Genomic DNA, 20,380 nt, shown 5'->3' with positions numbered 1-20,380 from the left:
AACCCGAGATTGTGAGGGGCACTGAACCATCCGCAGGTCGTGGATGCCGCAAGGCCGTTTTCGGCCACCGGTCGGCGTCGGGGCGGAGCAGGGGAAGCCTCGGGTGGCGGGAGCGCGGGGCGCGCCCAGTGGGATCGGCGGCGGGGCGGGACGTCGGCGGTGGGCGGTGGCACCATGCGGAGGCGACGGAGCATGGGCGGGGGTGGTGCGCCGTGAAGCGGGTGTTCGTGGGGCGGGGCGAGGAGTTCGCCGTGCTGGAGGGGGCGAAGGGGCGGGCTCGCGCCGGGCAGCCGCAGCGGGTTCTGGTGGAGGGGCCTGAGGGCATCGGCAAGACCGCGCTCGTACGGCGTTTCCTCGCGGGAGTGCCGCACGTGCTGTACGCGGAGGGCGAGGACGCCGGTACCGGGCTGGCCTTCGGTGTGTTGGAGCAGCTCATCGGGCCTGGGCGCTGGACGGATCCGGATTCCGCCGGCACCGCGCTGGTGGAGGCGCTCCAGAAGACCCTGCAGAAGGCCGGAGGCGCCGGCGAGGACGCGGTGGCCGTCGTGGTGGACGACGCCCAGTGGGCCGGCTCCGCCTCGCTGCGTGCGCTCGGTTTCGCGGTGCGCAGACTGCGTGCCGTACGTGTCCTGGTCGTCGTGGTGACCAGGGACATCACCGACCCCAGGATCCCGGAGGGCCTGCGCCGGCTCTTCACGGCCGACGCCGCCGTCCGGATCCGGCTCGAAGGGCTGGAACCCGCCGCGCTCCGCGCTCTCGGCGACACCCTGGGCACCGTCCGGCTCACCGTCCGCGCCGCCGGCAGGCTGTGCGAGCACACCGGCGGCAACCCGCTGTACGCGCGGGCCCTGCTGGAGCAGGAGGGGCCCGGACTGGTCGAGGCCCTGGAACGTACCGACATCACCCCACCCGCGCCGAAGTCGTGCGTCGAACTCGCCCTGGCCCGGCTCGCCTCCTGCACCGCTCAGGCGGAGGCGCTGGTGGCCGCGGCGAGCGCCCTCGGCCGGTGCTGCACCCTCGCCGAGGCCGCCCTCCTCGCGGGCCTCGCCGATCCGCTGCCCGCGCTCGAACAGGCCGTACGTACCGGGCTGTTGACCGAGCGGCAGGGCGACCCCGTCGTCCGCTTCCCGCACCCGATCGTGCAGGCCGCCGTCTACCACGGGCTCGGCCCCGCTCGCCGCCGCGCCCTGCACCTCCGGGCCGCCTCGCTCACCGGTGACGAGGAGACGGCCCTGCACCACCGGGCCTGCGCCGCGACCGGCCCCGCCCCGCAGCTCGCTGCCGGACTCGCGGCGCACGGACGCCGGTCGGCCGCGAAGGAGCGGTGGGAGAAGGCCGCGCGTCAGCTGTCCGCGGCGGCCAGGCTGGCGCCCGACCGGGCGGCGTACGAGCAGTACACGCTGGAGTCCGTCGAGTGCCGGCTGCTCGCGGGGGACGTGCCGGATGTCGCCGAAGTCACCGAGCGCATCGGGGAGTTCGCCGAGAGCGGCTGGCGAAGCTATCTGCTGGGACGACTCTGCCTGGCCGACCCGGACCGCGCCGAGGTTCTGTTGCGGGACGCCTGGCGGCGCTGCGATCCGGATGCCGACCGGGGCGACCGGGTGCTCGCCGCCCGGATCGCGGGCCGGTTCGCGGCCCTGTACGGGAGCGTCGCGCGCGGCACGGAAGCCGCCAACTGGGCGCGTCTGGCCCTGCGCCTGGCACCGGAGGCGACCGCCACCGACACCGTCCGCTATCTGGCGCTCAGCGGTATGGCGACGAGCGGCGGCGCGGCTCGTGCCCTCGGCGAACTGGGCCCGCTGCCCGACCCCGCCGTGGCGTCACCCGCACAGCTCCAGGAACTCATGGGCCGCGGCACCTTACGGGTGTTCACCGGCGATCTCACCGGTGCCCTGCGGGACCTGACCGGGGTCCTCGCGGCCGGCCGGACGTACTCGGCGCTCTTCCGTATCACCGCCGCGGGCGCGCTCGCCGCCGCCGAGTACCTGGCGGGCCACTGGGACGACGTGATCGCCCACTGCGAGCTCGCCCTCTCGCTCGCCGACGACAGCGGCCGGCCGCATTCCGCGCCGTACTGCCGGATGCTCGCGGCCCTCACCCACGCTGCCCGCGGCTCCTTCGCCGAGGCCCACGCCCAGGTGCGCCGGATGCGCGGGTACCCCGGCCCGGGCGGTGCCGGCCCGTTCGTGTGGACGGCGCTCGCCGAGGCCCACCTGGCGCGGACGCTCGGTCGCCCCGAGGACGTCGTCAGCGCCCTGGCCCCGCTGCTCCCGCCGAGCGAACAGGACACCTCCGGCACCTTCGACGAGCCGGGCGCCGTGCCCTGGCCGGACCTCCTCGCCGACGCGTGGACCGAGCTCGGGGACCACCGGCGGGCCGCACAACTCCTCGGCCAGTACGAGGCTTTGGCCCACCGACGCGATCACCCGGCCGCCCTGATGCGGGCGGCCCGGAGCCGGGGCGCCCTGGCGACGGCCCGCGGGGATCCGGCCGCCGCCGAGAGCGCCTTCCGCTCGGCGCTGCGGCACGCCCACCGCGCCCAGGAGCCGTTCGGCCGTGCGCTGGTGCACCTCGCGTACGGGCAGTTCCTGCGCCGGGCGGCCAAGCGGACCCCGGCCGCGGAGCAGCTGCGTACGGCCCGGGGCCTGCTCGTACGCCTCGACGCCCGGCCCGATCTGGAGCGCTGCGAACGGGAGTTGGCGGCCTGCGGCCTGGACACCCCCGCGCGCGGGACGGACGTCGCTCCCCACAAGGCGGATGCCGCGCCGCTCACCGCGCAGGAGCTGGTGGTCGCCCGCAAGGTGGCAGCCGGACTGACCAACCGCCAGGTGGCGCGGGAACTGGTGATCAGTCCCAAGACCGTCGAGTTCCACCTGGGGCGGATCTACGCCAAGCTCGGCGTCGCCTCGCGCACCCGGCTGGCCGTGCTGCTGGCGGCGGGGAACGAGGCGGCGCTGCCGGGGCAGAACTGAGGCGGCGCCGCCAGATGCAGGCTGCGCCCGATCACGCGGCGCCTGATCACGCCTCCTCAGGGCCGGGCGGCGGCTCGAATCCCTGCCTGCGCCCAGCCAGGCGCGCCCCTATAGGGGCGCGGGGCTGTATCAATTGGCGCTCCGCCGCGTGGGCGCGACAAGCCACAACGAACCCGCACCCGCCCTCCCGCATCAACGCCCCCGCCCCTAAGGCGAACCCCCTACCCGGCAGCAGCCACGTCACAAGCCTGCGCCCGCAGGGCCCGCGCCAAGTCATCCCGAGCCTCCAGCACAAGCCGCCGCAGCGCAGAAGCCGCCCCCTCATGCTCGGAGAGCCACGCATCGGTCGCGGACAGCGTCGCCTGCGAGTCCTGAAGGGATGGGAACAGGCCCTTGACCACATCCATCGCGATCTGAATGGACCGCTCCTCCCACACACGCTCGATCACCGAGAAGTACTTGGCGACATAAGGAGCCCCAAGCCCTCGCTGCGACGGCTGCGCAAACCCCGCAATCGTCGCCTCCACCAGCGCATTGGACAACGCGTCCGACTCGACAACCGCTGCCCAGGCCTGCGCCTTGACCGCCGCGGACGGCCGCGCGGCAAGGCACCGAACCTGGTGCCGCTTCCCGGAGGCCGTGTCATCACGGGCGAGCTCCGCGGAGAGCGCGGCCTCGTCGGCGACCCCGTGCGAGGCGAGTGGCTCCAGGAACGCCCAGCGCAGCTCCTGGTCCATCTCCAGCCCGTCGATCTTGGCCGTACCCTCCAACAGGTCCCGCAACAGTCCCAGTTCGGCCTCACCGGACGCGACCGCCGCGAAGAACCGCGCCCACGTCAGCTGATGCTGGCTGCCCGGCTCGGCCTGCCGCAGCTCGCGCAGCGCACCCTCCGCGAGCAACTGCCCGCCCACGTCCCGCCACTCGGGCGTCGCGTAGTGCGTGAGCGCGGAATTCGCCCAGGCGTGCAGCATCTGAAGCACACCGATGTCGGACTCGCGGCCCGCGAAGCGCAGGACGAGGTCGATGAAGTCCCGGGCCGGCATCAGGGCGTCCCGCGTCAGGTTCCACAGCGCAGACCAGCACAGCGCGCGGGCCAGCGGGTCGCTGATCTCGCCGAGCCGCTCCCGCAGCGTCGCCAGGGAGCCCTCGTCGAAACGGATCTTGCAGTACGTCAGGTCGTCGTCGTTCACCAGCACCAGCTCGGGAGCCTCGGCCCCGGCCAGCTCCGCCACGACCGTACGCGGCCCGTCGACGTCCACCTCCGCCCGCGCGTACCGCTCCAGCGCACCCTCGGAAGACCGCCGGTACAAACCCACCGCCACCCGGTGCGGCCGCAGTTCAGGATGCGACTCGGCGGCCTCCTGGAGGACCGCGAGCTCGTCGATCCGCCCCTCGGAGCCCAACAGCACCTGAGGCGTGAGGGAGTTGACACCGGCCGTCTGCAGCCAGGCCCGCGACCAGGCGGCCATGTCACGCCCACTCGTCTCCTCCAGGACCGACAACAGATCCCCGAGCCGCGTGTTCCCGTACGCGTTCCGCTTGAAGTAGCGCCGCGCGCCCTCCAGGAAGGCGTCCCGCCCGACATACGCCACCAACTGCTTGAGAACCGACGCCCCCTTGGCGTACGTGATCCCGTCGAAGTTCAGCTTCGCGTCCTCCAGGTCACGGATGTCGGCCGTGATCGGGTGCGTGGAGGGCAGCTGATCGGCGCGGTACGCCCATGCCTTCCGGTTGTTGGCGAAGGTGGTCCAGGCGCCTGCGAACCGGGTCGCCTCGGCCGCCGAGAACGTCCCCATGAAGTCCGCGAAGGACTCCTTGAGCCACAGGTCGTCCCACCACTCCATGGTGACGAGGTCGCCGAACCACATGTGCGCCATCTCGTGCAGGATGACGTTCGCCCGCCGCTCGTACGACGCCTGTGTCACCTTGCCGCGGAAGATGAACTCCTCGCGGAACGTCACACAGCCCGGGTTCTCCATCGCGCCCAGGTTGTACTCCGGCACGAACGCCTGGTCGTACTTCCCGAACGGGTACGGGTAGTCGAAGTGGTCGTGGAAGAAGTCAAGACCCTGCTTGGTCACCAGGAACACGTCGTCGGCGTCGAAGTGCCTGGCGAGGCCCTTGCGGCACAGCGCGCCGAGGGGGATCTCCAGCGTCGTACCGTCGTCGAAGGTGCGGGAGTAGCTGTCCGTCACATAGTGGTACGGGCCCGCGACGATCGCCGTGATGTACGTCGAGATGGGCCGGGTCTCGGCGAACCGCCATACCCCGTCGTGCAGTTCACCCACGCCGTTGCTCCATGCGACCCAGCCCTCGGGGGCCCGGACCTCGAAGCGGAAGGGGGCCTTGAGGTCGGGCTGCTCGAAGTTCGCGAAGACGCGGCGGGAGTCGGCCGGTTCGTACTGCGTGTAGAGGTAGACCTCGCCGTCCTCGGGGTCGACGAAGCGGTGCAGGCCCTCGCCGGTGCGGCTGTAGGCGCACTGGGCGTCGACCACGAGTTCGTTGTCGTCGCCGAGGTCCTCCAGGAGGATGCGGCAGCCGTCGAAGACGGCGCCCGGGTCGAGATCCTTGCCGTTGAGGGAGATGGCGGTGACGCTCGGCGCGATCAGGTCCGCGAAGCTCGTGGCGCCCGGCTCGGCGCAGCGGAAACGGATCGTGGTCACGGACCGGAAGGTCCGCACCCCGTCCCCGGGCCCGTCACCTACCGCCGAGCGCAGGTCGAGGGACACGTCGTAGCCGTCGACGGACAGCAGTGCGGCCCGCTCCCGGGCCTCGTCGCGGGACAGATTCTCACCGGGCACGGGCGGTACTCCCTCGGGTGCTGTTCAGCATGTGGACAGGGCCGATCCTGCCATGCGGCTCGGTGGCGGGCAGCAGGGAATAGGGTGCGGAAGAGGGTGGTTGCGCATTCAAAGACAGCCCCGTCTGTCGCATGTGCTGACCGCGTCTTTTCGAGGAGAACAATGTCCGAGGCCGCAACGAGCTCCGCCAAGACCCCCGTCGACTTCTGGTTCGACCCCCTGTGCCCCTGGGCGTGGATGACCTCGCGCTGGGTCCTCGAGGTGGAGAAGGTCCGCGACATCGAGGTCCGCTGGCACATCATGAGCCTCGCGGTGCTGAACGAGGACAAGATCGACCAGCTGCCCGAGGAGTACCAGGAGATGCTGGCCACCCAGGCGTGGAAGCCGGTGCGCGTGGTCACCGCGGCCTGGCAGAAGCACGGCGCGGACGTCCTCGGCCCGCTCTACACCGCGCTCGGCACTCGCATCCACAACAACGGTGAGGGACCGACCGTGGAGGCGATAGCCGGCGCCCTTGCCGACGTCGGCCTGCGCGCCGACCTCATCGACTACGCCGACCAGGAGGACTTCGAGTTCGACGCCGAACTGCGTGCCTCCCACAAGGAGGGCATCGACAAGGTCGGCCAGGAGGTCGGCACCCCCGTCATCGCCGTCCCCGGCTCCAACGGTGAGCAGATCGCGTTCTTCGGCCCGGTCGTCACCCCCGCCCCCAAGGGCGAAGAGGCCGCCCGCCTCTGGGACGGCACCCTCGCGGTGGCCTCGGTCCCCGGCTTCTACGAGATCAAGCGCACGCGCACGGCGGGCCCGGACTTCAGCAACCTCTGATCCGGAGGGTTATCTGAAGGAGTCGGGGAGGCTGAACCCGGCGCTCTGATGGTAGATCGGCTGGACCCACAGGCATCGGCCCTTCTCGCCGCTGTTGCCGCAGCGCCACCAGTCGGACGGGTTGGGGCCCTGGGAGGCGATGTAGCGCTGCTCGGCATCGTTGACCCGGTGGAACGGGTGGAGCTTGAGGCCCCTGCAGTTGGGGCAGTGCCTGTGAGCCACTGTGCGAACCTCCCGGTTCGGTCCAGCCGGGCATCGGCAATCCGGCCTGAACCGGGAGCATAAGTCCATTGGCGGCGAATCCGTCAGACCGGAACCCGTCCCGCCCCGGCGGCATTGTGGTCACTGAGCCGAAGGCCCCCGCGGGTCACGTCCTCGCGGGGGCTTCTGTCCGGCGCTACGACGGCCGCCGCAACAACCCCCTCTCCATCGCCACCACGACCGCCCGAGTCCGGTCGTTCACGTCCAGCTTCGCGAAGAGGCGCAGGAGATGGGTCTTGACCGTGGCCTCGGCTATGACAAGCCGGGAGCCGATCTCGGCGTTGGTGAGGCCGTCGGCGACGGCGTTGAGGACGTCCCTCTCGCGGGCGGTGAGCGGAGGATGGGCGGGGCGGCGCATGCGGGCGACCAGTTTTTCCGCGACCCGGGGGGCGAGGACCGTTTCGCCGCGCGACGCCGCGTGGATGGCGTCGACCAGCTGCTCGCGGGTGGCGTCCTTCAGGAGGTAGCCGATGGCGCCCGCCTCGACCCCGCGCTCGATCTCCGCGTCGGTGTCATAGGTGGTGAGGATCAGGACCCGGGTGCGCGGGTGCGCGGCCACGATCTCCGTGGTCGTCGCGACACCGTCCAGGACGGGCATCCGCAGATCCATCAGGGCCACATCGGGCTCGTACGCGGCGACGAGTTCGAGCGCCGCCCGGCCGTCGCCCGCCTCGCCGACGATCTCGATGCTGGGCTCGGCGGCCAGCAGGGCCACCACACCGGCCCGCATCACCGTGTGATCGTCCACCACGATGATCCGCAGTTTGTCACCGCCGGTCATGTCAACTCCTCACCGGGCTCAGCCGTACTGGGCCCAGACTCACCGTCCGCGCCGGCGTCTACGTCCATCGGGATCGTCGCCAGTACGCGCGTACCGTCCCCCACCGAACTCGTCAGCCTGAGCTCCCCGCCCAGCTCCGCGAGCCGTTTGCGCATCCCGTCGAGCCCGAACCCCGCCGATTCCCCCACCACGAACCCGGCCCCGTCGTCCGTGATCTCCAGCTCCACCCCGTACGGCTGCCGGGCCAGTACGACCCCGACCGTGGACGCCCTCGCGTGCTTGCGCACATTGGCGAGCGACTCCTGCGTACAGCGCAGCAGCGCGATCCTGGTCGGCTGGTCGCACTCGATGTCCTCGAGGTCCGCGTCGACCATGAGCCCGGTATCCTCCGCGAAACGGTCCAGGATCCGGCGCAGTGTCACCGTCACCGAACCCGCGGCCGGCTGCCCCTGTTGCTGGGCGGAGCCGACCAACTCCCGTGCCTCCGCCAGGTTTTCCCGTGCCGTCGACTCGATCGACCGCAACTGCTGTGCGCTGCGCGCCGGATCGCTGTCGAGTCCGGCCCGCGCCGCCTCCGCGAGCGCGATGATCGAGGCGAAGCCCTGCGCGAGCGTGTCATGGATGTCGCGTGCCATCCGTTCCCTCTCGTCGGCCGCCCCCTGACGCTGATGCGCCTCGGACAGCTTGGCCTGTGCCTGCTCCAACTCGACGATCAGTCGTGCCCGTTCATGACTTTGGGCGACGACCGAGTGCACCCACAGGCCGATCAGCATCCCGACGGCCACGACGATCACGACCGGGACCAGCGTCTCCCCGAAGAACTTCGGCGAGTTGCCGAGCCGAAGCCAACTCCCGGTCAGCGTCGACCCGGTGGCCAGCCACAGAAAGAGGAGCGAGGCCCGCGGCGTACGGCTGAACATCCAGAAGTGCGGCAGCGTCACCATGAACAGCGACCCGAAGGAATTGCGCATGTACGCGAACACCCCGAGCACCGTGACGAGCACCAGCAGATACGTGTGCGGGCGCAGCACGGGGTTGTCCGGGAACCGGTCGACCGCCGCATAGCAGAGCATCAGGAACCCGAGAATCCCGAGCGCCCAGTACTTGCTCCCGCCGGGCCGGTCCATCGCGGCGAGCCCGACCGCCATCGCGGCGAACAGCACCCAGCACACCGCGTTCCAGCGACGGATCGTGGCGGCCCAGAAGGGGTCGGTGGCCTGCCCGACGGAGGTGGTCATACGGATCAACGTACGTCCGCCACCGGCATCCTGGCGGTCTCTCGGCGTTCGCGGACGGGCCGCCGCACCCCGCGCGAGGGCCACCAGCTCGCCTCACCGAGCAGCAGCATCGCCGCCGGCAGGATCAGCACCCGGATGACGAAGGCGTCCAGCAGTACGGCCGCCGCGAGGACGAAGCCGATCTGCTTCATCTCGATGATGTGCAGGAAGACGAAGCTCACGAAGACCGTCATCATGACCACCGCCGCACTGGTCACGACCCCCGCCGAGCTGCGGATCCCGTCCAGCACCGCCTGCCGCGTCGGCACGCCGTCCAGCACGGCCTCCCTGATCCGGCTCACCACGAACACCTGGTAGTCCATGGACAGCCCGAAGAGGATCACGAACAGGAACAGCGGCACCCGCGAGCCGATCGATCCGGTGGAGTCGAAGTTCAGCAGCCCCTCGGCCCAACTGCCCTGGAAGACGAGGACGAGCAGCCCGAGCGCCGCCGCCGCGGACAGCAGGTTCAGTACGACACCGAGCAGGCCGAGCACCACCGAACGGAACGCGTACAGGGTCATCGCGAAGGTCACCAGGAGCAACGCGCCGAGGACCAGGGGCAGTTTGCTGTTCTGATGCGCGGGATAGTCGGCGTAACGGGCGACGTCGCCGCTCACACCGAAGTCGGCGCCCGGGATCCGGCCGACCGTCCCGGGCACGTACTCGTCCCGCAGATGGTCGAGGGAGTCGTACGCCTCGTCCGAGTTGCCGAGGTGCGGAACGTTCAGCTCCAGCACGCTGATCCGCCGGTCGTCGGAGGTCCGTATCCGGGACTCGCCGGTGAACAGCGGGTCCGCTTCGGCGAGTTGAGCCAGCTCCTCCAGGGATGCGGTGACCTCGCCTGAGCGTGCGGCATCGGCGCGTACGACGACGTCGTGGGTCACCCGCTGCTCGGGGAAGGCCTCGTTGAGCCGGTCGTACACCTGCATGGCGGGGATCTCCCGTGAGTGGGTGTCCCGGCTCATCTCCGTGATCTTCAGCCCACCCAGTGGAGCGGCGAGCGCCAGCATGGCGAGCACCGAGACGCACAGCGTGGCCACCGGATGCCTGGTCGCGGGCCGCAGCAGCGCGGACCACACCCGGCCGCCGCCCTCGCCCCGCATCCGCCGCGGCGCGGGCTTGCCCCGCTCGGCACGGCGAAGCGCCCTGCGTTCGGCCCGCTTACCGAGTTTGACCAGCAGCGCGGGCAGTACGGTCAGGGAACTGAGCACCGCCACCAGAACGACCACGATGGTGCCGGTGGCCAGCGAGGAGAAGATCACGTCGGAGGCCAGGAACAGCGTCGCCGTGGACACCACGACCGCCAGCCCGGACACCACGACCGCCCGGCCCGAGGTCGCCGCCGCCAGTTCCACCAGCGCCTCGGAACTCAGCCGTCCGCCGGAGCGGGCCCGTTCCTCCCGCTCCCGCTTGAGATAGAAGAGCGTGTAGTCGACGCCGACGGCGAGGCCGATCATCAGGATGATGTTGGTCCCGATGCCGGTGTCGGGGGAGAGGTGCGAGACCACCATCGACAGCCCGACGGCCGCCGCGATCGACGACAGCGCGAGCAGCAGCGGCACCCCGGCCATCGTCACCGAACCGAACACGATCAGCAGCGTGATCAATGTGACCGGCAGGGTGATCGCCTCGGAGAGCGCCAGATCGTCGCCGCGCTGCTTGTCGACTCCCTTGCTGATGGAGGGACTTCCGGTCTCCTCCAGGAGCAGTCCGGGGTTCGCCTTCTGTACGGCCTCCGTCTGCGCGACCAGCGCGTCGACCTTGTCCTTCGCATCACGCTCCTCGCCCTTAACGGCCACTTCGACCATGAGGATCCGGCCGTCCTCGGACAGCAGTGGATCGGCCACGCTCTCGACCTCGGGCAGCCGTTCCATCCGGGCGGTGAGATCCGCCGCGGCGGCCTTCGCGGAGGCTTCGGCGGCGCCCCGGTCGAGACCGGCGCCGGACCGGGCGGAGATCAGCACCTGCTCGGTGGACCTGCGCTCCAACTGCCCCTCGGAGGCCATCGCCTCGGCCCGGCCGGCCTCGCCGACCCGATAGTCCGCGGTCTTCGCACTGTTGAGGCCGACAGCACTGCCGATGCCCAGGCACAACACCACGAACACCAGCCATCCGGTGATCGCCCGCCATGGGTGCAGGGCACTCCGGCGAGCCATGCGCACAGTGAATGAGTTCATGCCCAAAAGCGTTGCTGAACAGGGCAGTTGGCAGACAGAGGTGCTTGGTGGAACTTGCCGTCCACTGATCGGTGGACGCGAGAACGGGGGGTAGCCCCCGCACCGGCCGGCCCGCCCCGTTCTCAAAGAATCTTGAAGAGGCAAAGGCGCTGGCCAATGCCGCTATCAGCGTCAACTACACGGCTGTATACGAACTTTGGAGGCATGAGGTCCCCGACATCGGATAGCGATCTGCTGAGCATGACTCCCGATGACTGAAGGAGTTCCCCATCATCGTGCAACCGGCTCAAGAGTTCGGCGACAACCCTGTCGAAGTACGCGAAACCGGTCACTACACGGAGGAGTACGTTCCCAGCTTTGTCGAGAAGTGGGACTCGCTCATCGACTGGGAGAAACGGGCGGACAGCGAAGGCAATTTCTTCATCGACCTGCTGCGCAAGTGGGGCGTGAAGAGTGTGCTCGACGTCGCGACGGGCACAGGATTTCACTCCGTACGGCTGCTGGCCGCCGGATTCGACACCGTGAGCGCGGACGGCAGCGCCGACATGCTGGCGATGGCCTTCGAGAACGGCACCAAGCAGGGCGGGCACATCCTGCGCGTCGTACAGGCGGACTGGCGGTGGCTCAACAGAGACGTCCACGGGGAGTACGACGCCATCGTCTGCCTCGGCAACTCCTTCACGCATCTCTTCTCGGAGCGCGACCGGCGCAAGGCGCTCGCCGAGTTCTACGCGATGCTCAAACACGACGGAATTCTCGTCCTCGACCAGCGCAATTACGACGCGATCCTGGACGACGGCTACACGAGTAAGCACACGTACTACTACTGCGGTGAGGACGTCACCGTGGAGCCGGAGTACGTCGACGAGGGCCTGTGCCGCATGCGGTACCACTTCCCGGACGACTCCGTGTACCACCTCAACATGTTCCCGCTGCGCAAGGACTACACCCGTCGCCTGATGTCCGAGGTGGGTTTTCAGCGGGTCGAGACCTACGGCGACTTCCAGCACACCTACCGGGGTGAGCAGCCGGACTTCTTCGTGCATGTGGCGCAGAAGGAGTACCGGATGGACGAGCAGCAGGAGGGCCGGTACAAGGGCGCGGTCAGCACCGCCCGCAGCTACTACAACTCACCCGACGCCGACACCTTCTACGCCACGGTGTGGGGCGGCGAGGACATCCACATCGGCCTCTACGAAAGCCCCGCGGAGCCCATCGCGGACGCCAGCCGGCGCACCGTCGAGCGGATGGCGTCGAAGCTGGAGCTGACCCGGGACTCCGTGGTGCTCGACCTCGGGTCGGGGTACGGCGGCTCGGCACGGTACCTGGCCGGGACGTACGGCTGCCGGGTGGTCGCACTCAACCTCAGCGAGGTGGAGAACCAGCGCCACAAGGAACTGAACTCGGCACGCGCGCTCACCGACCGGATCGAGGTCGTGGACGGGTCCTTCGAGGACATCCCGCTTCCGGAGGACCAGGTCGACGTCGTCTGGTCCCAGGACGCCTTCCTGCACAGCGGGAACCGCGTCAAGGTCCTGGAGGAGATCGCGCGGGTGCTGCGCCCCGGCGGCCATCTCATCTTCACCGACCCGATGGCGACGGCGGACGGCGGCTCCGCCGACGTGCTGCAGCCGATTCTCGACCGGATCCACCTGGACGACATGGGTTCGCCGGGTTTCTACATGCGTGAGCTGGACCGGCTCGGATTCACCGCCGTCGACGGTGGTTTCGAAGAGCACCGCGAACAGCTGGTGAACCACTACACGCGGGTCCTCGAAGAGACCGCGCACCAAGAGGCCGAAGGGCTGGCCAGAAAGATCAGCCACGACTACCTCGCCCAGATGAAGAAGGGTCTCGGCCACTGGATCGACGGCGGCCGCGAGGCGCATCTCACCTGGGGCGTCTTCCACTTCAGGCTGGGCGCCGACGACTGAGCCGCCTGCCAGGCATGGGCCGCAAGGAAAGCCCCCGCGAGTCACGTCCTCGCGGGGGCTTTCTTCTGTCCGCCCGCCCGCGTGAAAGGTGAGAAGACGATCACGAGGCGCCAGGCCCTTATTGCAAGCTTGGTGCAAGTGCAGGCTACCGGCAAGAGGGGTCAAGGGATCAGCGAGATGGTTGGCAGGATCCGACAGTTCGCGCCTGTCCTGCCCTTGTGGGGAAGACGGCTGTTCCTGAGTGACCAGGGTCACGCCGCCCCAGGTGGACCCACCGCTCTTTGTATGGAGCACACCAAGCGCGCGATCCGCGGTTTGTCGAGCACTGCCGGTGATCGGGTCCAGAGGCCTGGGGTAGCGTCGCGGTGTCCCGAACCGCCCGCTCGCACACTGCCGGAGTCCCCATGAGCACCGCTGACGCCACCGCCGTCCCGGGCAAGGTCCTCGCCGACCTGCTCCCCGCATCCCGCGTCCGTGACATCGCGCTCGTGGCCGGTGGCGCCGCACTCACCGGGATCGCCGCCCAGATCGCCGTGCCCGTACCGGGCTCACCGGTGCCGGTGACCGGGCAGACCTTCGCGGCTCTGCTCGTCGGCACCGCACTCGGCGCCGGTCGCGGCTTCCTCTCGCTCGCCTTGTACGCACTGGTCGGCCTGGCCGGTGTTCCGTGGTTCGCGGAGGGCAGCCACGGTGCCTCCCCGACCTTCGGTTACATCATCGGCATGATGCTGGCGGCCGCGCTCGTCGGCGCCCTGGCCCGTCGGGGCGCCGACCGCTCGGTGTTGCTGATGGCCGGCACGATGCTCCTCGGCGAGGCCGTCATCTACGCGATCGGCGTCCCCTACCTCTCCGCCGCCACGCAGTTGAGCCCCACGGAGGCCGTTGCCGCCGGGTTCACGCCCTTCCTCATCGGCGACGCCTTCAAGGCGGCCCTGGCAATGGGCCTGCTGCCCACCGTCTGGAAGCTCGTGAAGCGCTAGGAGCGACTCGCAGCCCCAGCCCAGCCCTCGCGCCCGTAACGGGTGCGGGGGCCGCTTGATTTCTCGCACTCGCCGAGGTGCTGCGCCGGGTGCACGCGGCCGGAGTGCTGCACCGCGACATCGAGCCCGGCAACGTCCTGCCGTCATGATCATCACCGCGATTCGTCCCGGCGGTGAGACGAAGCTGCCCGACACCAGCCCGCCGCCCACGGTCGCGGGCACCTCGCGCCCACCGCCCTCACCTGGAGGGAGTCAGACCCCGTCGCCCTGACGTAGCGGCGCGTTTGACCGGCCCGACCCGAGGAGGCCCGGCCGAAACACGCGTGTCACACTCGGACCATGCGCGTGTACCTCGGCTCCGATCATGCCGGTTTCGAACTCAAGAACCACCTCGTCGAGTGGCTCAAGGCGGCCGGGCATGAGCCCGTCGACTGCGGGCCCCTCATCTACGACGCCCAGGACGACTACCCGCCGTTCTGCCTCCGCGCGGCCTCGCGCACCGCGGGGGATCCCGGGTCGCTCGGCATTGTGATCGGGGGGTCGGGGAACGGGGAGCAGATCGCGGCGAACAAGGTGGCCGGGGTTCGGGCTGCGCTCGCTTGGAGCGAGGAGACTGCGGCGTTGGGGCGTCAGCACAACGATGCGAATGTTGTGGCTGTCGGGGCGCGTATGCACTCGCGGGACGAGGCGACCAAGTTCGTCGAGACGTTCCTGAACACGCCGTTCTCCGGCGACGACCGTCACGTCCGTCGCATTGACATGCTGTCGGAGTACGAGACGGCGGGGGTCATGCCGGACATTCCGGCGCACCATCCGCAGGGGTAGGGGTTTTCTTCCCCAAGCCCACCCCTTCCCGAAACCATGGGCTCCGCCCCTGGAACCCCACTGGGGCTGCGCCCCCCAAACCCCCTTGAGACGCAGTGCGTCGGCTGCGAGTCCGTCGTGGCTGGCGCGCAGTTCCCCGCGCCCCTGAGGGGCGCGCACAGGGCCTGGGGGGCCAGCCCCCCACGCGGCGGAGCCGCAAATGGAAACAGCCGGGAAGGGGCGGGCTTGGGGAACGAATCCCGCCCGGACCACAACGCGAGCACGAACAGGAGGCCCCCGTGCCCGAAGGGCACACCATCCACCGGCTGGCCGACGACTACCGCGCCCGCTTCGCCGGCCGCCAGGCCCACGTCACCAGCCCGCAGGGCAAATTCGCCGACGCCGCAGCCCTCCTGGACAGGACAGCGCTGACAACCGCCGAAGCCCACGGCAAGCACCTCTTCCTGCGGTTCGAAACCGAGGCCTGGACCCACATCCACCTCGGCCTCTTCGGCAAGGTCACCCTCGGCGACGCCCCCGCGCCCCCACCCACCGAGACCATCCGCCTACGCCTCACCAACGACACCGCGTACGCAGACCTCCGCGGCCCCACCACCTGCACCCTGATCACGGACACGGAAAAGCAGGCGATACACGACCGCCTGGGCCCGGACCCCCTGCGCGAGGACGCCGACCCGGCACAGGCGTACGCCCGCATCTCCCGCAGCCGTACGACGGTCGCCGCCCTCCTCATGGACCAGAAGGTCATCGCAGGAGTGGGAAACGTCTACCGCGCGGAAGTCCTCTTCCGGCACGGCATCGACCCGTACCGGCCGGGCAAGGACATCACCCCGGCCGAGTGGAACGCGCTGTGGACGGACCTCGTCACGCTCATGCGCCAGGGCGTCCGCAACAACCGCATCGACACGGTCCGCCCGGAACACGAGCCGGACGCGATGGGCCGCCCGCCGCGCAAGGACGACCACGGCGGCGAGGTCTACGTGTACCGCAGGGCCAACCTGCCCTGCCACATCTGTGGCGGCGAGATCCGCACCGCCGGTCTCGCCGCCCGCAACCTCTTCTGGTGCCCCACCTGCCAGAAGGCCTGAAGCCGCTCAGAAGCCGTGCGGCAGCCACGGTGCGACGGCACCGGAGAAGCCGAGCGAGGCCTCCGCGAGCGCGCCCTGGCGCAGCTCCCGCACCCGCCCCGCCGCGGCGAGTGAGGCAAGGGACACGCCACCGAGATAGGCCGACCCCAACTCCCGTACGGACAGGGCAAGATCCGCCGCGTCGGTGGTCCGCTCGCAGGACGCCCCCTTCGCGTCACCGGAGAGCCGCCAACGCCCCTCGTTCCACGGGCAGAAGGCGTCCTCGACCTCGAACACGACGTCCACGGGCGCCTGGTACGTACGTGCCTCGAGCGCCGCCCCGACGTCGACGGTCCGTACGTACAGCGAGTCGCGCAGGCCGAGCCCGCACCGCCGGATGTCGGAGACGAGGTGCTGCCAGGCGTCGTCGACGGGACGGTTGTAGGCCTTCACCGTCGACGTCAGGTCGATGTCGAACAGGAACCGCCACAGCGCCGTGTACGCAGCCGGGTCCAGCGCCTCCAGATCGCGCAGCTCGATCGTGCCCTTGGGGCCGGCCGCGTCCCACTCCGGCTTGATGAAGTACCGGGCGTAGCCGACCACTTCGCCTTCCCGCTCGGCGAGCACGCACTGCAACGGCGACGAGCCCTTCCGCTCGCTCTCCGGGTCGAGCAACGGCAGCCGCTCCCAGCCGGGCAGCCGAGCCATCATTCCGGGCCGGGTCGGCACGCGCCGTGCGTAGACGGCCTCGCACGCATCGCGTACGGCGTCCGCATCAGGTTCGGCGAGGCGCAGACGTACGTCGTCGGTGCCGGCCGGCGCCGTCAGCCGTACCCGGGACGTGTCGATCTCCGCGCGCAGCTGCTGGGTCGCCGCGCCGTAGCCGAAGCGGCCGTATATCACCGGCTCGGAGGCGGTCAGTACGGCCAGCGGCTCACCCCATGAGTGGATGTCGTCCAGCTGCCTGCGCTTCATGGTCGTCAGCACCCCGCGGCGGCGGTGCGTCGCGGCGACGCTCACCATCGTGATGCCGGCCGCCTTCACCGGGGCGCCGCCGGGCACGGTCATCCGGAAGCTGAACGCACCCGCCGTGCCCACGCACTCGTCGCCGTCCCAGACCCCGATGAAGCGGTCGAACTCCGTGAGGCCGTTCCACAGGGCTCGCTCCTCGGGCGACTCGTCGACTCCGCCGAAGGCGAGCACCAGCTTTCCGTACCACTTGTCCCATTCTTCCGGCCGGAGCACGCGCAGGTCAGTCGTCATATGCCATGCCTACCAGGGCAATCCGGGATCAGCGAGTGGATTTATGTCAGCTCGGCGCGGGCCGCCCGCCGCGGCATGCGATCCTCGGGGATCGGACGTTTCTGTGACTTCGGTTCTCGGACGGGGGACAAGTGGGACCTCCCGTGCCAAGTACCAGGTCCGATGGATAGGGTCCCGAACAATGGCAGCAGGACGAGGGCGGCGCGCGGAAGCCGAGACCTTCACGGCCCGGTTGAAGAAGCAACTGCACCGGGTCCGCACAGGGCTGCGCAGATCCGCTGTCGACTACTTCCGCGGGGACGGCTCGGACTGGGTCGCGCTGGTCGGTCTGCTGCTGACCATTCCCGTGATCACGGGCGCCACACTCGTCAACTCCGTGTGGTTTTCGCCGGCCGCGCTGGTCCTCCCGATCGTCGCCGGCGGGCTGGTGCTGCGGCCGGCCAGCTTGCTCGGCCTGTACGCGGCTGCCGCCACCGCGCTGATCATCGAGTCCGTGAAACTCGGCCCCTACACGGAGGGGCCGTCCCGGGTGACGCCGGGGACCGTGCTGGTGGTCGCCGCCTGCGGCTTCTTCGGCCTGCTCATCGCGCAGTTCCGCAGCCGGGTGGGGGTGCCGTGGCGACGCGGCGGCACCATGCTGTTCGACCTGCGGGAACGGATCCGGGTCCAGAGCAAGTTGCCGAAGCTGCCGGCGGGCTGGCATCGCGAGATGGCCTTGCGGCCGGCCGGTGGTCAGTCCTTCTCGGGGGACTTCGTGGTGGCCGCCCGTACGAACGGGGGGCGCACGCTGGAGGTCGTACTGACGGACGTCTCCGGCAAGGGCATGGACGCGGGGTCGCGTGCGCTGCTTCTGTCCGGGGCGTTCGGGGGGCTGCTCGGCTCGCTGCCGCCGCACGCGTTCCTGCCCGCGGCGAACGGTTACCTGCTCCGGCAGGACTGGGACGAGGGCTTCGCCACATCGATCCACCTAGTCCTGGACCTGGACTCCGGTGACTACGAGCTCTTCTCGGCCGGGCATCCTCCGGGGCTGCAGCTCAGCGCGGGGAACGGGCGCTGGGAAGAGAAGTCCGCGGAGGGGCCGTTGCTCGGCGTGTACGACGGGGCTCAGTTCGATCCTGTGAAGGGGACGTTGCGCCCGGGCGACGTTCTGATGCTGTTCACGGACGGCCTGGTCGAGACGTCCGACCGGGACATCGTCGAAGGCATCGACCGCCTCACGGGAGAGGCCGACCGGTATGTGGCGGGCGGCTTCCACGGCGCTGCCTGGCACCTCATCGAGGCGGTGGCGAAGGACGTGAACGACGACCGGGCGCTGCTGCTGATCTGCCGAGAGGGTGCGACGGCGCCCGTCACTGTGTGACCTGTGCGGGGTCAACCGACGCCGGCGGTCTCCCGTACCGGCCCATCCACCAGACGCATGGCGGTGGCGCCAACGGCCGGCGCTGCACGGCACACTCGACGCATGACCGACAACGCGCTGCTGAGCCTCACCGAAGTCGAAGCCATCGCCCGTAACGCACACGCCGCCCAGACCGACAAGGCGGGCCGGCCCTACGCCGAGCACCTTCAGGCGGTGGCCGAGGGGGTACGTGCCCGTGGCGGCGACGACGAACAGATCGCCGCCGCCTGGCTCCACGACGCGGTCGAGGACGATGCCGTCTCGGAGGACTGGCTCCTGCACAAGGCCGCGCTGACCCGGCACACGAAGGACATCGTCATGGCCCTCACCAGGCGCCCCGGCGAGCCCCCGGAGTCGTACGCCGAACGCATCCTGGCGACGCCGGGGGCCCTGCTGGTCAAGGAATCCGACCTGGCCCACAACGCGAATCCGGCGAGGCTCGCGGCCCTGGACGAGCCCACGCGGGCGCGACTGGCCCAGAAGTACGCGAGGATGCGCGAACTCCTGGGCCTGGCCTAGGGGTTGGCCCTAGGACTTAGCCCGCCCGCGGGCCAGCTCGGCGGCATCCCGCTTGAACGCCCACTCCATCTTCGGCTCCATCGCGAAGCGGAACATGCGCTGGACGGGCGGGGTGCACAGCAGGGTCACCACGGCGGCGGCGACCAGGGTGAGGAAGATCTCGCCGAGCGGCTCATGCAGCCACGTGTAGTCGAACCAGCCCCAGAAACGGCCGCCCTTGACCAGGAAACCGTGCAGCAGATAGCCGTACAGCGTCCCCGCGCCGAGCACCGTGAACCACATCTTGCGACGCGGTACCCACGAGAAGAAGCAGGCTGTGAGGACCATCGAGCAGCCGAACAGCGCGAGCGTCATCACGACGCCCGCCCACCACGGCGTGCCCAACTCCTGCGCGCTGTCCCGGTGGTAGAACCAGGCCGAGGTCATGCGCGGAGCCGCCCAGTACGCCACTACCAGCGCCGCCGCGAACACCGGCACCGACAGGACCCGGACCTCACGGCGCCGCATCAGCTGGAAGTGCTCGGGCTTCATGACCAGGCCGATGACAAAGAACGGCAGGAACTGCAGCACACGTTGCAGATCCAGGTCGTCACCGATGTCGGGCGACACGGAGGCGAGAACCGCGATGGCGAGCGCGAGCGGCACCGGCCAGCGCACGACCTTCCACAACGGCGTCGTCAGTCGCCATACGAACAGCGCGACCAGGAACCATGTGAGGTACCAGGGGTCGAGCAGGCTGATCGGATGGCCCGGATCGTCGTTCGCCACCTTCTTGAAGACGGAGTACGCCGCTTCGAAGAGGATGTACGGCACCGCGATGCCCGTCACCAGCCGCTGGAGCCGGTCGGCACGCATGTCGAAACTGCGCGAGAAATAGCCGGAGATGAGGATGAACGCCGGCATGTGGAAGGCGTAGACGACCATGTAGAGCGCTTCGGCGCTGCGGCTGTAGTCGGTCAGCGGTTCCCAGGCGTGGCCCATCGCGACGAGCACGATGGCCAGGTACTTGGCGTTGTCGAAGAACGCGTCGCGTTGCTTGGCCGGCCTGGGCTGATGCGCGGCGGGAGTGGTGTTCGCCTGCGGGGTGTCGCGGGTTCGCGGGCTCGGCATCGCGGACACCGACGACTCTTCCGTCGGCGGGAGCGGAGTCCTCTGTTGGCCGTGTGGGCGGAGCGAGTTCGTCACAGACCCTCCCACCAGGAACTGGGTGAGACGATCCGGGAGCTCACTGCGCGTGCGGGGGACGAGGCAGCGGTGAACATCTGAGGCACCCTAGCGTTGCCGACGCGATTTCGT

General features: G+C 69.9%; 15 protein-coding genes. 8 read left to right on the top strand and 7 right to left on the bottom strand.

Annotated elements, in window-relative coordinates; genetic code table 11:
- Window positions 1-212 precede the first annotated feature (212 nt).
- Window positions 213-2,972, top strand: a complete 2,760-nt coding sequence (locus tag ACGFNK_RS02565; RefSeq protein ID WP_393411156.1) for an AAA family ATPase — start codon at window positions 213-215, stop codon at window positions 2,970-2,972.
- A 221-nt stretch (window positions 2,973-3,193) separates the two neighbouring features.
- Here ACGFNK_RS02565 and pepN read toward each other — a convergent pair whose 3' ends face one another.
- Window positions 3,194-5,773 carry an aminopeptidase N gene (gene pepN / locus ACGFNK_RS02560; RefSeq protein WP_393411154.1) on the bottom strand — a complete coding sequence of 860 codons (2,580 nt, stop codon included), beginning with the start codon at window positions 5,771-5,773 and terminating at the stop codon, window positions 3,194-3,196.
- Window positions 5,774-5,935: 162 nt separating this feature from the next.
- On the opposite strand from pepN, the gene ACGFNK_RS02555 reads away from it, so the two are divergent.
- Window positions 5,936-6,598: a DsbA family protein gene (locus ACGFNK_RS02555; RefSeq protein ID WP_393411152.1), complete on the top strand. Its 663-nt coding sequence runs from the start codon at window positions 5,936-5,938 to the stop codon at window positions 6,596-6,598.
- A 9-nt stretch (window positions 6,599-6,607) separates the two neighbouring features.
- Here the strand turns inward: ACGFNK_RS02555 and ACGFNK_RS02550 are convergent, their stop codons facing one another.
- The 4 genes from ACGFNK_RS02550 to ACGFNK_RS02535 form a co-directional block, all read right to left on the bottom strand.
- Window positions 6,608-6,820: a hypothetical protein gene (locus tag ACGFNK_RS02550; protein WP_393411150.1), complete on the bottom strand. Its 213-nt coding sequence runs from the start codon at window positions 6,818-6,820 to the stop codon at window positions 6,608-6,610.
- 175 nt (window positions 6,821-6,995) lie between these two features.
- Complete coding sequence (locus ACGFNK_RS02545) at window positions 6,996-7,640, bottom strand: response regulator (protein WP_393411148.1); 645 nt, start codon at window positions 7,638-7,640, stop codon at window positions 6,996-6,998.
- Entirely contained in the window at window positions 7,637-8,878 is a 1,242-nt protein-coding gene (locus ACGFNK_RS02540; protein WP_393411146.1) for a sensor histidine kinase, read from the bottom strand. The genes ACGFNK_RS02545 and ACGFNK_RS02540 overlap by 4 nt, the downstream gene beginning before the upstream one ends.
- A gap of 5 nt (window positions 8,879-8,883) precedes the next feature.
- Window positions 8,884-11,097 carry an MMPL family transporter gene (locus ACGFNK_RS02535; protein ID WP_393411144.1) on the bottom strand — a complete coding sequence of 738 codons (2,214 nt, stop codon included), beginning with the start codon at window positions 11,095-11,097 and terminating at the stop codon, window positions 8,884-8,886.
- A gap of 275 nt (window positions 11,098-11,372) precedes the next feature.
- Here ACGFNK_RS02535 and ACGFNK_RS02530 point away from each other — a divergent pair, with 275 nt between their 5' ends.
- The 4 genes from ACGFNK_RS02530 (at window position 11,373) to ACGFNK_RS02515 (ending at window position 15,924) form a co-directional block, all read left to right on the top strand.
- Window positions 11,373-13,031: a methyltransferase domain-containing protein gene (locus ACGFNK_RS02530; RefSeq protein ID WP_393411142.1), complete on the top strand. Its 1,659-nt coding sequence runs from the start codon at window positions 11,373-11,375 to the stop codon at window positions 13,029-13,031.
- 404 nt (window positions 13,032-13,435) lie between these two features.
- Complete coding sequence (locus tag ACGFNK_RS02525; protein ID WP_393411140.1) at window positions 13,436-14,011, top strand: biotin transporter BioY; 576 nt, start codon at window positions 13,436-13,438, stop codon at window positions 14,009-14,011.
- Between the two features lie 339 nt (window positions 14,012-14,350).
- Window positions 14,351-14,836, top strand: a complete 486-nt coding sequence (locus ACGFNK_RS02520; RefSeq protein WP_393411138.1) for a ribose-5-phosphate isomerase — start codon at window positions 14,351-14,353, stop codon at window positions 14,834-14,836.
- A 278-nt stretch (window positions 14,837-15,114) separates the two neighbouring features.
- Window positions 15,115-15,924, top strand: coding sequence for an Fpg/Nei family DNA glycosylase (locus tag ACGFNK_RS02515; RefSeq protein WP_393411136.1), 810 nt, complete (start codon window positions 15,115-15,117; stop codon window positions 15,922-15,924).
- A 6-nt stretch (window positions 15,925-15,930) separates the two neighbouring features.
- Here ACGFNK_RS02515 and ACGFNK_RS02510 read toward each other — a convergent pair whose 3' ends face one another.
- Window positions 15,931-17,166, bottom strand: coding sequence for a GNAT family N-acetyltransferase (locus ACGFNK_RS02510; protein ID WP_393411134.1), 1,236 nt, complete (start codon window positions 17,164-17,166; stop codon window positions 15,931-15,933).
- 181 nt (window positions 17,167-17,347) lie between these two features.
- On the opposite strand from ACGFNK_RS02510, the gene ACGFNK_RS02505 reads away from it, so the two are divergent.
- Complete coding sequence (locus ACGFNK_RS02505; protein WP_386353073.1) at window positions 17,348-18,526, top strand: PP2C family protein-serine/threonine phosphatase; 1,179 nt, start codon at window positions 17,348-17,350, stop codon at window positions 18,524-18,526.
- A 102-nt stretch (window positions 18,527-18,628) separates the two neighbouring features.
- On the top strand, window positions 18,629-19,084 hold the full coding sequence (locus tag ACGFNK_RS02500; RefSeq protein WP_393411132.1) for an HD domain-containing protein: 456 nt from the start codon (window positions 18,629-18,631) through the stop codon (window positions 19,082-19,084).
- 9 nt (window positions 19,085-19,093) lie between these two features.
- On the opposite strand, the gene ACGFNK_RS02495 is transcribed toward ACGFNK_RS02500, so the two are convergent.
- On the bottom strand, window positions 19,094-20,194 hold the full coding sequence (locus tag ACGFNK_RS02495; RefSeq protein ID WP_393411130.1) for an acyltransferase family protein: 1,101 nt from the start codon (window positions 20,192-20,194) through the stop codon (window positions 19,094-19,096).
- Window positions 20,195-20,380 lie beyond the last annotated feature (186 nt).

Source organism: Streptomyces sp. NPDC048825 (assembly GCF_043198355.1).
Taxonomy (GTDB): Bacteria; Actinomycetota; Actinomycetes; order Streptomycetales; family Streptomycetaceae; genus Streptomyces; species Streptomyces xiangluensis.
Note: the sequence above shows the minus strand (reverse complement) of the source record. Positions and strands in the feature narration are given on the sequence as shown.